Genomic DNA, 14,401 nt, shown 5'->3' with positions numbered 1-14,401 from the left:
AGGAGCGAGCCTTAACTGAATAGTATTAAGTTAAATTTCTTAATATATTTTTATTTTATCTAAATGTAAACCTCGTCTACCTTAAGAACCGTAGTTTTGTAGGTTGCGTGCAGCGATAGTGTAACCCAACATAAATAAGGTGGTAATGTTGGGTTGCGTTTCACTCCACCCAACCTACATAAATATATCTTTTAAAAAACTCTTGGTTTCAACATAGATGAGGTTTATATACGTAAATTAGTGTTTAAAAGGATATTTAGTAAGGCGTTATATAAAACGTTTAAATTAGTAAAAATGAATAGTCAACAGTCAATATTGATTGATTTTGACTATTGACTGTGATTGTTGCTTTCCCTCTGCTTCAAAATTCAACTTCTGCAAAATCTAATAACAGAAAGAATGCAACCCTCAAAAGCTTTAATGGTCAGAAGCCTTAAAATAGACTTCTCAATAAATTCATTTGTAGAGATTCTTCGTTTTGAATTTCACCGCAGAGGGTTAAATCTATCGATTGTTCGATCTAACAATCGGATTTTCTACAGATTCTCGATACCCTTGGACTTGTTCTGTGTAACCAATTGGCAGAACAGCTTCAACGTTTTCATGGGGACGAGCAATAATTACCCAGGATTCAAGTGTACCGCCAAAAACATTTTCTGCGGCTTCAACACCAGCAGCCATAGCAGCTTTTACTTCAGAAACATCGCCACGAATATTAACTGTGAAACGGGCGCTACCCACTCTAATATATCCAACAAGAGTGACTCGACCAGCTTTTACCATTGCATCTGCTGCTGCTAGCACCGCAGGAAAACCTTTCGTTTCAAGTGCTCCAACTGCCTGTAATGACATTATTAATCTCCTGTATGAATAAACGATATGGGGGCTACAAGGTAATTGTACGAAGCTTCGCTACAGATTTTGATAGCAAAATTGCTTAGAACATGCGGAAAGGTTCTGATTCTTCGGTGAAATGGATTGGTAATATGGTTTCCACATTTTCCGGGGGATTAGGAACAACGTAGTAGGTAATTACTGTACCAACCTTGACTTGCTCTCCAGCTACGATTCCGGCTTCAACAGCTCTATTGACTTCAGAAACGTGTCCCCGGACGGCGACTAACAAACGTGCGCTTTCAGCTTGACCATAATACACAATCGTAACTGCGGCAGCTTTGACCATTGCATCTGCTGCGGCTAAAACACTAGGAAAACCTAAAGTTTCAATTACGCCAACCGCCATTGGCATGGCATTAGCTCCTGGAATAAGGGATAGGCGATATCAATTGTACGTGGCTTTAGTCCCAATTTTGACATTTTGCAAAATTTTCTTTGGTGGTGGGAATTAGGAGAGACACGATTAATCGCGTCTTTACAAGAGTTAGAATATTTTGATTAGCCGCTAAACTATGTTTTATGTATTACAAATAATACTTGAGCAGATTAGTTTGTGTAATTTTGTTGTTTAACAAAATTAGCGATGGGCCAAAGCAAGCTAATACGATAAACTGAAATTTATGTTTCCGAATTTTCTTCCTCAAGCAGTTGGCCAACTGACAGAATCTGCCTCGATCGCACTAGCTCAGAGTATTCAAACTGCTGCGATCGCTACTCCTTTAATTAATCAACCAGTTACCACAACTTATGTCAAGCAAGGGAGTGGTGGAACTCCTATTTTATTAATTCACGGCTTTGACAGTTCTGTATTAGAATTTCGGCGGCTTTTGCCACTACTCTCTAGAGATAATGAAACGTGGGCTGTGGATTTGTTGGGTTTTGGGTTTACAGATAGACTCTCAGGAATTGCTTATAGCCCAACTGCGATTAAAACCCATCTTTATTATTTCTGGAAAAGCTTAATTAACCAACCTGTAATTTTAGTGGGCGCTTCGATGGGGGGTGCGACGGCGATTGATTTTACGCTGACTTACCCGGAAGTTGTAAAAAAGCTGGTGTTAATTGATAGTGCGGGGTTGGCTGGTGGTTCACCGTTAAGTAAATTCATGTTTCCCCCATTAGATTATTTCGCAACTCAATTTTTGAGTAATCTAAAGGTGCGCGATCGCGTTTCTCGCATTGGATATAAAAATCAAAGTCTTGCTTCTGTTGATGCTTTATGTTGTGGCGCATTACATCTACAAATGCCCAGTTGGAATCAAGCTTTGATTGCTTTTACTAAAAGTGGTGGTTACAGTGCTTTTAGATTTGATATCTTATCAAAAATTGTGCAACCAACACTAATTTTGTGGGGCGATTCCGATAAGATTTTGGGCACTAAGGATGCCACAAAGTTTAAAAGTGCAATTCCACACAGCAATCTCATCTGGATTCAAGATTGTGGTCATCTCCCACACTTGGAACAACCACAAATCACCGAGCAGCATATTTTAAACTTTCGAGTTTAAAGCAGTTTTTTATTTACTAAGTATAATATCCATTACCTGTGGGGTTGCATAGAACAAGGAGCTTAAGCCCCTTGTTTTACAAAACCTGATTTTGTGCAGTTTCACAAAGAACTGATATCAACTCTAGTCAAGTAACCACATCTCATTAGAACTATCAGGATACTCATTTGGTTGATTTTGTGGTTGATTTTGAGCTAACGTTTCCGATGAACGATGTGATTTTTTGTAGTTAAGTGGATTGTAATGGTCTTTGACTGGTTTGATAGCAGTACTTTCTTTGACAACAAGTTTTTTAGAATTATCTTCTGCTGTTTGTTTTAAGGCATTAATTTCTTCTATAAGCTTGGAATTTGCTTCTGCAAGTTGCAGTGCTGTTTTTTTGGTTTCTTCAAGTTCCTTTGTTACCTGTTGTGCTAATAATTTGTGTTCCGATGCTAATGTTTGTTGTTTAGATAATTTTGATTGCAAATCAGCAATTTCTTGCCCTAGAGATGCTTCCTTTTTATGGCTTTTTTCGAGATTACTTGTTAATTCTTTGACAGTTGCTTCTAAATCAGCTTTAGTTGGGCTTGTGCGCTTAGTAGAATTTGGCTCAGATGTTTGTGCTGAGGATTCTTCATCAGATGAAGCCTGTTCTTCGGTAATTGCTTGTGCTGTAACTTCGATCGCAGATTCACCTTCTGGGGGTGTAAATTTTTGTGCCTCTTCTTGTAGTAAGTCAGAGAGACTTTGTTTCCTAGCCATTATTATTTTCTCCAATCACGCTGTAATTCATCAGCTGCACGACGGTAGTCTAACTCCGCCTCTCGTGCATTACTTCCTCGCCATTGAGCGATCGCTACACCCTCAAGCGCCGCTCGTTCATGAGCCTTATAAGCACGGATAAAGGTATTAAAAGCAGGAATACCTAATCTAGTGAGAGTGTTTTTTGCTTCTAGCGCTTCCCCAATACTGCGCGTATCGACTTTAGTTAGCAGTACCCGATGGGGGGTTCCCACGGGGATGACGGCTTCCTTGACTGTTTCCACGAGGATAGCTAAATCCATTGCGGATGGGGGTGTAGGCAAAACTAGATAATCTGCGATCGCAACTACCGCCACTAATGCTTCAGAGCGCAGCGCGGGAGGCGTATCCACCACTACTAAATCGTAACCTGTTATCTTTCCTAAATCACTTAAAAGCTTGGGATCTGTTTCTTGAGATAAATCAAATCCCATTCCCTGCTGACTGCGCCCAAACCACCAGCTGGCAGAACCTTGAATATCTGCATCAATCAGCAACACCTTTTTTTTCTTCGCAAAGTTTGCAGCCAGATTGACTGCGGTAGTCGTTTTGCCGACTCCTCCTTTACCGTTGAGAATAGCGATGATTTTTGGCACTGCTTGCTTCCGATGCTGCCTTTTGAGTGCTGAGTTAGGAGTGCTGAGTGCTGAGTTAGGAATAGAGACGCGATGAATCGCGTCTGTACAAGAGTTTTTATTATTCTCTTTTCAGTTCTCAGTCTCCAGTCTCTAGTCCCCAATCATGAATATACCGCTTTCTGTAACCCTAAATAACATGAAAAGTCGTAACAATAAAATTCAGAAGCCATCAAATCTATAAACTCCTATGACAGCAACTTACAATCTGCCTGATGGGCCTCAAATGCCGCGCTGGTTGCGGATGATCAAGTTTATTAGTCAGCCAGTGAAATATGTCGATGATTTTGCCAAAACCTATGGTGACACTTTCACCATCAGGAGTACTAGTTCTGATAACCATCTTGTGTATTTTAGTCAACCCCAAGCACTAGAGCAGATTTTTACTGCTGATTCGAGGCATTTTGAGGTTGGGAGGGGAAATACAGGACTAAGATTTTTGCTTGGCGATCGCTCCTTTATGTTATCAGATGGCGATCGCCACCAACGCCAACGGCAACTATTAGCTCCCCCCTTTCATGGCGAAAGGATGCGGGCTTACGGCGAGGAAATTCGGGAAATAACCCAACAGGTGAGCCATGAATGGCAAATTGGCAAGCCTTTTAAGATCCGTGAGTCGATGCAAGAAATTACCTTGCGTGTTATCTTACGGGTTGTCTTTGGTTTGAATGAGGGAGAGCTTTTTGAAGAACTAAGGCGATCGCTAAGTGATTTATTAGACTTCATCACTTCGCCCCTAATGTCCAGCGCCTTCTTTTTCCAGTTCATGCAAAAAGATTTCGGTGCGTGGAGCCCCTGGGGTTGGGTTCTGCAACAACGGCAAAAAATTGATCGACTGATTTATGCTTTACTTCGAGAACGTCGCGCCCAAACCGATCAAAATCGCCAAGATATCCTAAGTTTGATGATGGCGGCTCGTTACGACGATGGTCAAGGGATGTCAGATAAAGAATTACACGACGAGTTAATGACACTGCTAGTAGCGGGACATGAAACTACCGCTTCGGCATTGACGTGGGCTTTTTACTGGATTGATCGTTTACCAGAGGTGCGTGAGAAATTGCTAAAGGAACTCAACACCATTGGAGTTAACCACGATTTGAGTAGTGTAGGTAAATTGCCTTATTTGACAGCAGTTTGCCAAGAAACACTACGAATTTACCCAATTGTCATGACTGCTTTCCCTCGGATTGTGAAAACCCCAATTAAAATTATGGGCTACGAACTGCGAGAGGGAACGGTAATAGTCCCCAGTATTTATTTAGCGCATCATCGAGAAGAAGTTTATCCACAACCCAAGCAGTTCAAACCAGAACGCTTTTTAGAAAGACAATATTCACCTTATGAATATTTACCCTTTGGTGGCGGTAATCGTCGCTGTATTGGGATGGCATTTGCCCAGTATGAAATGAAAATTGTCTTAGCAACTGTTCTATCTGACTTTCAAGTATCGCTAGTTAATAAACGTCCTGTGCGTCCTGTACGCCGTGGATTAACTGTCGCTACACCGGCAGGAATGCGGATGTTTGCAACATCTCAAGTCAAGAGTGCAAATACGCCAGCCCTAGTTTAGGCAAGTAGGGTGGGCATTAAACCTGGATTTCTCACAAGAAAGAAATCAAGGAGTGTGGGAGGTGTGGGAGGTGTGGGAAGAAATCTGACCCCGCACACAGTATCGTGAGAAATCTGGGTAAAATGCCCACCCTACTATCGTGTAATAATTACGAGATATCCTGATTTTCTTGCTTGTTAGCGAGTTGTTCATAATGTTCTTTATCGCGGTATTTAATTATTCTCATCGGTTGATTCCCAACAATTGCTAAAGGTTCCACATTAGCAGTTACAACCGTACCAGCCGCCACAATTGCACCATCTCCAATAGTAATTCCCGGAATAATTAAGACATTTCCGCCAATCCAAACATTGCGGCCGATGACAACAGGTTTATGGATGTAGACATTATGTTCATAAGGCAAATCATTACTTTGATAGTCGTGATTCGCCGAAAGTATAATCACATTAAATCCAAGTGTTGTGTTGTCGCCAATTGTGATCCCACCACGGCCATCTAATAAGACATCTGGGCCGATATAGACTTTATTTCCCAGAGATACATTTTGTGGATGGTCAATTTTAATATCCCGCTTAAATCGTAGACCTGAGCCACAAAATTTTAATTGACTTTTCAGTTCTTGATGCTTGTAGCGCCTGATTTTGGTTTCTAAATATTCTCCCCAGCGTACTAGACGAGGTATTAACCACTGTTCCAATAGCCGCTCTAATTTATTTGTAATTTTATTTTTTATCTCTTTCATAAAACCTCATAAAAGTTCAGGAAAACTCTGGCTTTCAAGCAGGGAGGGAAAACGCCGTAGATACTTTAGCACTCTTCACATTTACAGGACTTACGCAAAATAATGAAAAACGAACCGCAAAGGACGCAAAGGAATAAGAGTTTGAGATAGTTATTGCGTAGTCCTAATTTATTAGGTTTCCCTAATTAAAGTATTTTCTCCCGTCTGAATACCGGTTCTCTAAAATTTGTTTAGGCAATATATAATAACTTCGCAATTTGCTAAGATTATCTACTACCCGACCAAAAAATACTTCTCATTACGTTTAGACTTGATAGAAGGCAAACTGATGTAGCAATATTCATTAAAGTCCCTTTCGTCCCACATCTCGAAGTGGGTAGGAGGCAATGCATGATTGGCACTATTTCTTTAACCACAATCGCAGCAATTTAAATCAAGGCACTTACCGCATCTTTGAGCCGGAGTGGAAAGCAGGGATTCTCCACTGGTTTAGTCAAAAGGATGTAGCTAAGGAGCAAAAAGAAGATTTTATCCAAGCTTTAATAGATTTTGATGACGGTTGCGGCGATTTTTATAGGTATCGCGCCTACTTTTTGGCGGGTGAGGCTTTATCTCAGTTCCCAGAATGTAGTTTGGGGGATGCAATTGTAGAACAACTACTCAAATGGAGTTATGCCTATTTTCGGCAAGATAAGCGAGATTGGCAGATACTACCAAAACCATTGGTGCAGACAGCTAGAAAAACCCTAGAATTAACTGACAGAAAACGGGTAATTGCTGCTTTTGTCCATTTAGTTCATACTACAGAAAGTCGTTCAATTCTCCGAGTTGCAGCCGAGAAATTAGGAACACTCGATCCGGGTAATAAAAGTGCGATCGCAGCTTTATTACTACTAGTTCAGCAAAATAACTCTCATATTGGGACTGCAATTTGTAGCTTAGGAAAAATTGGCTATGACAATGAAACTGTAATTAATACTTTAGTCCCATTCATCAAAATAACGCCTTGGACTGTAATTCATAGCTTAGGGAAAATTGGCTACGGTAACGAAACTGCGATCGCTGCTTTAATCCAATTTATCAAGATGAAGCCTGATGAGATCACAAATGAGTGGTTGACTTTAGAAAATATATATGAATATGGGATTAGAGCTTTAGGAAATATAGCTTATGGTAATCGAATTGCGATCGCTAGCCTGATTGATTTCATCCGAAAATACAAAGATGACATGATTTCTTTACACGCAGCTAAGGCATTGTGGGACATCGATCCAGGTAATGCAATAGCGTTCAATACTTTAGTCCAGATTCTCGAAACTACCGAGACTCCATCTTTGCTCGATATGTCTGTCGCATATCTAATGGCAATTGACCCAGGTAACAAAGCTGCAATTACTATTTTAACTGAGAGAATTAAAACCACTGAGAATGAATTTTTCCGTTGTAAGGCTGCTTTATGTCTAGGAAAAATCGATTCGGGTAATAGAGTAGCAATTACCACTTTATCCAAAATACTTGAAACTGCTGAGAAGGAATGGGTGTATTTTTATGTAACAGATATATTAGCAACAACTAATGACTATCAGCAGCAAATAATTAAAGCCATGTGGAAAATGGTTAATTTAAAAGATGAGCGTACATCTCTGAGTGCGCTCTTTATCTTGCTGGAAATAGGCTACAATAATCAACAAGCGTTTGAGACTTTAATTCAGCTATTGAACAGTACAAAGCATGAATCAATTTTGACAAATGCTGCTTATAGTTTACAACAATTTAACCTTAGTAGAAAATTAGAAGCAGAGAAGCTAAATAAATTGATTGCCGTCTTTATCAAATTCATTCAAACCCATCATTATCTTGAAGTTGAAGAAGATGAAAATGAAGATTTATTTCCTTTGGAACGGCTATCCTATGAATCCTGTCTTTTAGATATAGCTGATAATTTGATAAGCATCATCCAAAGCGAACATTTCCCACAAGTAGTCATAAGTCTAAAAGACTATTTGAGTAAACAGTTTTACAAAAATAATTCATATCGCTACGAAGCCGTATTTAACATCATCTGGCATTGCGCCGAAAATCTAACTTACCCAGACTTCCGCAAAGCAATGAACTAAACAACAAGCGCAGAGTTCTTTCTTGTCTTCCTCCGCGTTCCTCTGCGCTTCCCTTAGCGTCCCTCTGCGTTAAAAAACAATCTCCTCCCTCATCCTCTCTTCCAGCACATCTAATAACCCATCCACATCCTTCCCAGATTGCTCAAAACAAATCGGTGGCGCTGGTTCCGGTGCAAACTGAATTAACTTAATTTCTCCCTTCCCAATGCCAATCATCACAACTTCTATTTCCGGCTTATGATTCTCAACAATTCCCAAAATTTCCTGAAGCCGATTCTCAACCTTAATATTTAAATTCTCTATCTGTTCTTTCGGACAATAAACAAAATGCGGCGTTGGTTGCAAATCAATACCAACAGTACCTTGACTGTCACCATTTGCTAACCACAATCCCCAAAACAGCGCCGCCAATTCTTGCTGATTTGCTTTAACAAACCTATCCAACTGGACACGCCATTTGTTATCACCTGATTCTGGTTGATTATTGCCAAAAAACATAAATAATTCGTAATTCGTAATTCGTAATTAAAACACAAAGAAGGGGGGAAAGTTATCTTAAGCCTGACTGTACACGCCAGAGGCCGGAATAAATTCCATCTTTCTCCAGCAATTGCTCATGGGTTCCCGACTCTACTAATTTCCCATGTTCCATGACATAAATGCAATCGGCATTGCGGATAGTGGAAAGACGATGAGCGATCGCAATTGTAGTTCTATCTACTGTAATCCGTTCTAGCGATCGCTGGATTGCCGCTTCTGTCTCATTATCCACTGCTGAGGTAGCTTCATCTAAAATCAGAATGGGGGGATTCTTTAAGACTGCGCGTGCGATCGCAATCCGTTGTCTTTGTCCACCAGATAACTTTTGTCCTCTTTCCCCCACAATTGTCTCATAACCTTGGGGCAAGTTAATAATAAATTCGTGTGCCTCGGCTATCTTCGCCGCCGTGATAATTTCTTGCTCTGTATTCTCAAAGCTACCATAAGCAATATTCTCTGCTACAGTGCCATGAAATAGAAAGACATCTTGACTCACTAAACCAATACAACGTCGTAAATCTTGCAAATTCAAACTTTGCAAATCAATGCCATCGAGAGTAATGCTTCCAGTTTGCACTTCGTATAACCGCAATAAAAGTTTGACTAAAGTGCTTTTCCCCGAACCCGTTGAACCAACAATTGCAATGGTTTTCCCCGCCGGAATATCCAAAGACAAATTTTTAATTACTGGAAATCTATCTTTATAAGCAAAATAAACATTTTTAAATTGCACTTCACCGCGCACTTCATTCACAGGTAACGCCACATCACCTGTATGAATGGCGATAGGAGTATCTAACAAATTCATGACTCGATTAGTAGAAGCCATTGCTCGTTGATATTGGTCAAAAGTTTCGCCTAATCTAGTTAAAGGCCACAGCAAGCGCTGGATTAAAAATACTAATACGCTGTAAGTACCTACAGACATTTTTCCAGAAACTGCTGCCATCCCACCATATAAGAGTAATGCCGTAAAACCTACCAAAATCAGCATCCGAATTAACGGTACAAAAGCAGCAGAAAGAGTAATTGCCTTGGCATTACTGCGGCGATAAGCATCACTATCTAATTCCAAACGAGAGGCTTCATAAGTTTCGGCAGTGAAACTTTTAATGGTAGTTATTCCACTAATATTATTTGACAAACGCGAATTTAGGAAACCTACCTTTTCCCGGACATCAGCGTAGCGAGGTGCAAGCAGTCGTTGGTAAGCAAAAGAACCCCAGAGGATAAATGGCATCGGTGACAAAGCCATCCACGCTACACTAGGAGCCAAAATAAAGAAAGCAGCGCCAATAATTATAACAGTTGCAGAAACTTGAATAATATCATTTGCTCCTCCATCCAAAAAACGCTCTAATTGGTTAATATCATCACTGAGGATAGACATTAAACCACCAGTGCTACGTTCTTCAAAATAAGCCAATTCCAACTCTTGCAAATGTTTATAGGCATCCAAACGCAAGTCATGCTGAATATTCTGAGCCAAATTCCGCCAAAGTCGAGCGTAGGCGTATTCAAAAACAGATTCTAGTATCCAAATGATGACAGTCAGGAAGGAAATAATCAAAAATTGTTGAAAAACATCGCGTACCCCTAACTGGGCAATTATAGAATCCTGCTGTTTAACGACTACATCCACTGCCACGCCAATTAAGCCGGGTGGTGCCAAGTCGAAAAATTTATTGAGGATAGAATAAGTAGTCGCTAGCCAAATTTGTTTACGATACTGATGTCCATACTCAAGCAAACGCTGGAGAGGCTGCGTTGAATGTTTACGCCTTCTTGATGCCCGATGAGATTTTAATCCAGTAGCCACGGCTTTTTGCGGTTTCGTGCAGTTGATATTACCACATAACAAAGTCTTGAGTCCTGAATCTGAAGATTGAAGACTTAATTCAGACAGACTGATGAGGCACTTAAACCCAGTCCTTTATGAAGGAATAGAATTGATCGAAATCTTATCCACCTCTGAGGTAGCTTCATCTAAAACCAAAATGGGTGGATTCTTCAAGACTGCACCCTACAAACTAATGACAATATAATTTTGACTTTTTTTCGAGATGTCTATAATAAAGGGGCTTTTACCCGTGGCTTTTTAAGATTTTGGGTATTATGCTTAATTTGCCGCATATCATATCACATCTATATGTGCAGCAAAAAATTGTCTATAAGAGTTAAAACTGAATATGGCAATCTCTAATATCCTCGAAGAACCACAGCTTTTACGTCTGAATCGCTGGTTTAGTGGACTGCGTGGCGATTTGACGGGTGGACTAACAGCAGCAGTGGTAGCATTGCCTTTGGCTTTAGCCTTTGCAGTAGCGAGTGGTGTAGAACCAAAGGCGGGACTTTATACCGCTATTGTGGCGGGAATTGTCGCGGCAATTTTTGGCGGTTCGCCAGTACAGATTACAGGACCGACAGGTGCAATGGCTGTGGTTCTGGTGGGAATTGTCGCCAAGTACGGCCTTGAGAAAGTTTGGATTGCTGGGGTAATGGCTGGAATTATCCAGATTGCCTTGGGAGTTGCCAAACTTGGACAGCTAGTGAAGTTTATTCCCTATCCAGTGACGGCAGGCTTTACCAATGGTATTGCCGTGATTATATTTTGCGGTCAATTAAATAATTTCTTTGGTTTACAAATACCACGTAGTGAACACTTTTTGCCAGGGCTTTGGCAAAGTTTAACTCATGTAGAAGCTCTAAATTGGGCTGCTGTTGGGTTAGCAATTGTGGTAATGGCAGCCAACATTTTATGGCCCAGGATTAATAGGACAATACCAGGTTCTTTAGTGGGGTTGGTGTTGGCAACGGGGATAGCAACTTATTTTCATCTGGATGTACCCACAATTGGCAGTATTCCACAATCTTTACCAATGCCTCAAGGTATTCCCCACTGGAATGATTTTAGTGTGATTCGAGAACTGATTAATCCGGCTTTGGCTTTGGCTGCACTGGGAAGTATTGAATCGTTACTGTCGGCCGTAGTGGCTGATGGAATGACAGTGAGCGAAAAACACAATAGCGATCGCGAATTAATTGGTCAAGGATTGGCAAATATCATTGTCCCATTTTTTGGCGGCATCCCGGCAACAGGTGCGATCGCTCGAACTGCTGTCAATGTCCGTTCTGGCGGCAAAACCCGACTATCTGGGGTAATTCACGGTGTTGCTTTAGCCATTATTGTTTTGACTTTAGCACCCCTAGCAGCACAGATTCCCTTAGCAGCACTTGCTGGCATCCTAATGGTAGTTAGTGTGCGGATGATTGAGTGGGAAGCCATTGGTTTATTGATGCGTGCTACCTACTCCGACTTTGCGGTGATGATTCTCACCTGGCTAGTAACAATCTTGTTTGATTTAGTTCTCGCTGTAGAAGTAGGATTGATTGCAGCTGGAGCATTGTTTATCAAACGGATGAGCGATTTAAGCCTAGTTAAAATACCTGAAACCGAAGTATTTCCCCCTGGTACTCCTCTGGAATTAGGTAAGGAAATTGCGGTTTATCGCGTAGATGGCCCCGTATTTTTTGGTGCTGCTGAACGCTTTGCTACCTTCCTCCGCGATGAACCGGAAGTGAAGTATTTAATTCTCCGGTTGCGCTTTGTGCCAAATATGGACACAACTGGATTAGTAGCTTTAGAAGATATTTACCATGACTTGGAACGGCACAATTGCCGCTTAATTCTTACAGGCTTACAACCCGAAGTCAAACAACTATTAGAACGAACAGGGTTGTTAAAAACAATTGGCTTATCAAATTGTTTTGAAACAACGACAGATGCGATTTGCTCTATCTCTCCTCAGATTCGAGAATGTTCTCAGCCTGTAGCGGCTGCTTTGAAAACAAAAGAATTGATGGAATTAAATGACTGATATTATTTGTGTTTGAAAATGCCTCTATAAGCCTGTAGAGACAATTCATGTAGACGCGGAGCATACTCTACGAGTTCTTCAACGGATTACCCGCAGAGTATTGCCCCTACATGAATAAGGCGCAGGATCGCATGGAATGGGTATCAATACTTCTCGGTTAAAGGTTAAAGGGGAAGGGGCAAAGGGAAAGAAAAAACCTTTAACCCTTCCCCTTTAACCTTTTTCCAAAACCTGATTCTGAATTAAAAATGCTTAACCGAGAAGTATTGGAATGGGTATAACCAAAATGTATTGATCTATACTCACCTAAAGCTTGATATTTATTCTATATTTCATGAGATTATGAAAAGAATATGAGAATATTTAACGACAAAGTAAATGACTCCCCCAGAAAAAAAACCTAGCTTACCAGAGGTTCACCGTAGTATTGGAGTTCCTAACAGCAGCAGCTTTTGGCGCAAGATGATGGCTTATACAGGGCCGGGGTATCTGGTTTCAGTCGGATACATTGATCCTGGAAATTGGGCAACAGACATCGCTGGGGGATCAAAGTTTGGCTACACTCTGTTAACAGTGATTTTGATGTCAAACCTGATGGCGGTATTACTCCAATCATTATGTGTACGTTTGGGAGTTGCTACAGGGCGAGATTTGGCACAGGCTTGTCGGGACTATTTCAGCCGAAGGGTAAGCTTTTGTTTATGGGTACTGTGTGAAATTGCGATCGCAGCTTGTGATTTAGCAGAACTACTCGGAAGTGCGATCGCACTGCAACTTTTATTCGGTATTCCGTTAGTATGGGGTGTTTGCATCACAGCATTAGATGTACTGCTATTATTATTCCTGCAACATAAAGGCTTTCGCTGTACAGAAGCCCTGGTAATAATGCTAGTAGCAACAGTAGGTATCTGTTTTACAGCCGAAATTCTATTTTCTCACCCTGATATGGGGGGCATTTTATTGGGATATCTGCCCAAGAAAGAGATTTTACACAATCCAGAAATGCTCTATATTGCTATTGGTATTTTAGGGGCGACAGTGATGCCTCACAACTTATATTTACACTCCTCAATTGTACAAACCCGTAGTTGGCAGCCTAATACTGAAAAAAGATGGGAGGCAATTAATTTTGGCACAATTGATTCAACTTTTGCTTTATCTTTAGCACTATTTATCAACTCAGCAATTTTAATTGTGTCTGCCGCAACATTTCATTTTTCTGGTAATCAGAATGTGGCAGAAATTCAAGATGCTTATAAATTACTTTCACCATTGTTAGGAGTTAGTGCTGCTAGCGCTATTTTTGGCATTGCTTTACTTGCTTCTGGGCAAAGTTCAACACTAACTGCAACTCTGGCAGGACAAATTGTTATGGAAGGCTTTTTGCAATTTCGCTTTCCATCTTGGTTACGCCGTTTAATAACTCGTCTAATTGCCATCATTCCAGCGTTAATTACTATCATTATTTTTGGTGAGAATAGTACAAGCAGTTTGATAGTTTTCAGCCAAGTTATCCTCAGTTTACAGTTACCATTTGCAGTGATTCCATTGGTGATGTTTACGAGTAATCGCCGCTTGATGGGTGAGTTTGTAAATCCCTTATGGTTGAAATCGTTAGCCTGGTTAGTTGCTATTGTTATCGTAGGTTTAAATGTTTGGTTGCTATTACAAAGTATTTTGGGATGATTGTTATCAGGTAACAGTTAAAATGAAATAAAAGATTGACTT

12 protein-coding genes are annotated in these 14,401 nt (G+C 40.6%); 5 read left to right on the top strand and 7 right to left on the bottom strand.

What is annotated here, in order from left to right:
• Window positions 1–504: 504 nt before the first annotated feature.
• Window positions 505–852 carry a carbon dioxide-concentrating mechanism protein CcmK gene (locus ACFFRD_RS35360; protein ID WP_069069149.1) on the bottom strand — a complete coding sequence of 116 codons (348 nt, stop codon included), beginning with the start codon at window positions 850–852 and terminating at the stop codon, window positions 505–507.
• 85 nt (window positions 853–937) lie between these two features.
• On the bottom strand, window positions 938–1,249 hold the full coding sequence (locus ACFFRD_RS35355) for a BMC domain-containing protein (protein WP_069069150.1): 312 nt from the start codon (window positions 1,247–1,249) through the stop codon (window positions 938–940).
• 268 nt (window positions 1,250–1,517) lie between these two features.
• On the opposite strand from ACFFRD_RS35355, the gene ACFFRD_RS35350 reads away from it, so the two are divergent.
• The gene (locus tag ACFFRD_RS35350) at window positions 1,518–2,405 is read left to right on the top strand and encodes an alpha/beta fold hydrolase (protein WP_392480611.1); all 888 of its coding nucleotides are present in this window, start codon (window positions 1,518–1,520) and stop codon (window positions 2,403–2,405) included.
• A 123-nt stretch (window positions 2,406–2,528) separates the two neighbouring features.
• Here the strand turns inward: ACFFRD_RS35350 and ACFFRD_RS35345 are convergent, their stop codons facing one another.
• Both ACFFRD_RS35345 and ACFFRD_RS35340 read right to left on the bottom strand, forming a co-directional pair.
• Window positions 2,529–3,149: a hypothetical protein gene (locus ACFFRD_RS35345; RefSeq protein WP_163935370.1), complete on the bottom strand. Its 621-nt coding sequence runs from the start codon at window positions 3,147–3,149 to the stop codon at window positions 2,529–2,531.
• Window positions 3,150–3,151: 2 nt separating this feature from the next.
• Window positions 3,152–3,784: a ParA family protein gene (locus ACFFRD_RS35340; RefSeq protein WP_012409272.1), complete on the bottom strand. Its 633-nt coding sequence runs from the start codon at window positions 3,782–3,784 to the stop codon at window positions 3,152–3,154.
• A 229-nt stretch (window positions 3,785–4,013) separates the two neighbouring features.
• Here ACFFRD_RS35340 and ACFFRD_RS35335 point away from each other — a divergent pair, with 229 nt between their 5' ends.
• Window positions 4,014–5,396 carry a cytochrome P450 gene (locus ACFFRD_RS35335; RefSeq protein ID WP_392480609.1) on the top strand — a complete coding sequence of 461 codons (1,383 nt, stop codon included), beginning with the start codon at window positions 4,014–4,016 and terminating at the stop codon, window positions 5,394–5,396.
• Window positions 5,397–5,544: 148 nt separating this feature from the next.
• Here ACFFRD_RS35335 and ACFFRD_RS35330 read toward each other — a convergent pair whose 3' ends face one another.
• Window positions 5,545–6,138 (bottom strand): acyltransferase, encoded by a 594-nt coding sequence (locus ACFFRD_RS35330; RefSeq protein ID WP_392480607.1) that lies wholly within the window; start codon window positions 6,136–6,138, stop codon window positions 5,545–5,547.
• A 386-nt stretch (window positions 6,139–6,524) separates the two neighbouring features.
• Here ACFFRD_RS35330 and ACFFRD_RS35325 point away from each other — a divergent pair, with 386 nt between their 5' ends.
• Window positions 6,525–8,255 carry a hypothetical protein gene (locus ACFFRD_RS35325; RefSeq protein WP_392480605.1) on the top strand — a complete coding sequence of 577 codons (1,731 nt, stop codon included), beginning with the start codon at window positions 6,525–6,527 and terminating at the stop codon, window positions 8,253–8,255.
• 69 nt (window positions 8,256–8,324) lie between these two features.
• On the opposite strand, the gene ACFFRD_RS35320 is transcribed toward ACFFRD_RS35325, so the two are convergent.
• Both ACFFRD_RS35320 and ACFFRD_RS35315 read right to left on the bottom strand, forming a co-directional pair.
• Window positions 8,325–8,753, bottom strand: coding sequence for a hypothetical protein (locus ACFFRD_RS35320; RefSeq protein ID WP_392480603.1), 429 nt, complete (start codon window positions 8,751–8,753; stop codon window positions 8,325–8,327).
• A 52-nt stretch (window positions 8,754–8,805) separates the two neighbouring features.
• Window positions 8,806–10,614 carry an ABC transporter ATP-binding protein gene (locus ACFFRD_RS35315; protein WP_392480602.1) on the bottom strand — a complete coding sequence of 603 codons (1,809 nt, stop codon included), beginning with the start codon at window positions 10,612–10,614 and terminating at the stop codon, window positions 8,806–8,808.
• Window positions 10,615–10,984: 370 nt separating this feature from the next.
• On the opposite strand from ACFFRD_RS35315, the gene ACFFRD_RS35310 reads away from it, so the two are divergent.
• Window positions 10,985–12,673 carry a SulP family inorganic anion transporter gene (locus tag ACFFRD_RS35310; RefSeq protein ID WP_392480600.1) on the top strand — a complete coding sequence of 563 codons (1,689 nt, stop codon included), beginning with the start codon at window positions 10,985–10,987 and terminating at the stop codon, window positions 12,671–12,673.
• Window positions 12,674–13,051: 378 nt separating this feature from the next.
• Window positions 13,052–14,359, top strand: a complete 1,308-nt coding sequence (locus ACFFRD_RS35305; RefSeq protein ID WP_392480598.1) for an Nramp family divalent metal transporter — start codon at window positions 13,052–13,054, stop codon at window positions 14,357–14,359.
• Window positions 14,360–14,401: the final 42 nt, after the last annotated feature.

Origin of the sequence: Nostoc sp. C110, assembly GCF_043099725.1 — a bacterium.
GTDB lineage: Bacteria > Cyanobacteriota > Cyanobacteriia > Cyanobacteriales > Nostocaceae > Nostoc > Nostoc muscorum_A.
Note: the sequence above shows the minus strand (reverse complement) of the source record. Positions and strands in the feature narration are given on the sequence as shown.

Excerpts from the sequence above, each read along its gene's own strand:
- ACFFRD_RS35345 (WP_163935370.1), bottom strand. The coding sequence starts at position 3,149 with ATGGCTAGGAAACAAAGTCTCTCTGACTTACTACAAGAAGAGGCACAA.
- ACFFRD_RS35325 (WP_392480605.1), top strand. The coding sequence starts at position 6,525 with ATGCATGATTGGCACTATTTCTTTAACCACAATCGCAGCAATTTAAAT.
- ACFFRD_RS35350 (WP_392480611.1), top strand. The coding sequence starts at position 1,518 with ATGTTTCCGAATTTTCTTCCTCAAGCAGTTGGCCAACTGACAGAATCT.
- ACFFRD_RS35320 (WP_392480603.1), bottom strand. The coding sequence starts at position 8,753 with ATGTTTTTTGGCAATAATCAACCAGAATCAGGTGATAACAAATGGCGT.
- ACFFRD_RS35335 (WP_392480609.1), top strand. The coding sequence starts at position 4,014 with ATGACAGCAACTTACAATCTGCCTGATGGGCCTCAAATGCCGCGCTGG.
- ACFFRD_RS35305 (WP_392480598.1), top strand. The coding sequence starts at position 13,052 with ATGACTCCCCCAGAAAAAAAACCTAGCTTACCAGAGGTTCACCGTAGT.
- ACFFRD_RS35330 (WP_392480607.1), bottom strand. The coding sequence starts at position 6,138 with ATGAAAGAGATAAAAAATAAAATTACAAATAAATTAGAGCGGCTATTG.
- ACFFRD_RS35360 (WP_069069149.1), bottom strand. The coding sequence starts at position 852 with ATGTCATTACAGGCAGTTGGAGCACTTGAAACGAAAGGTTTTCCTGCG.
- ACFFRD_RS35310 (WP_392480600.1), top strand. The coding sequence starts at position 10,985 with ATGGCAATCTCTAATATCCTCGAAGAACCACAGCTTTTACGTCTGAAT.
- ACFFRD_RS35355 (WP_069069150.1), bottom strand. The coding sequence starts at position 1,249 with ATGCCAATGGCGGTTGGCGTAATTGAAACTTTAGGTTTTCCTAGTGTT.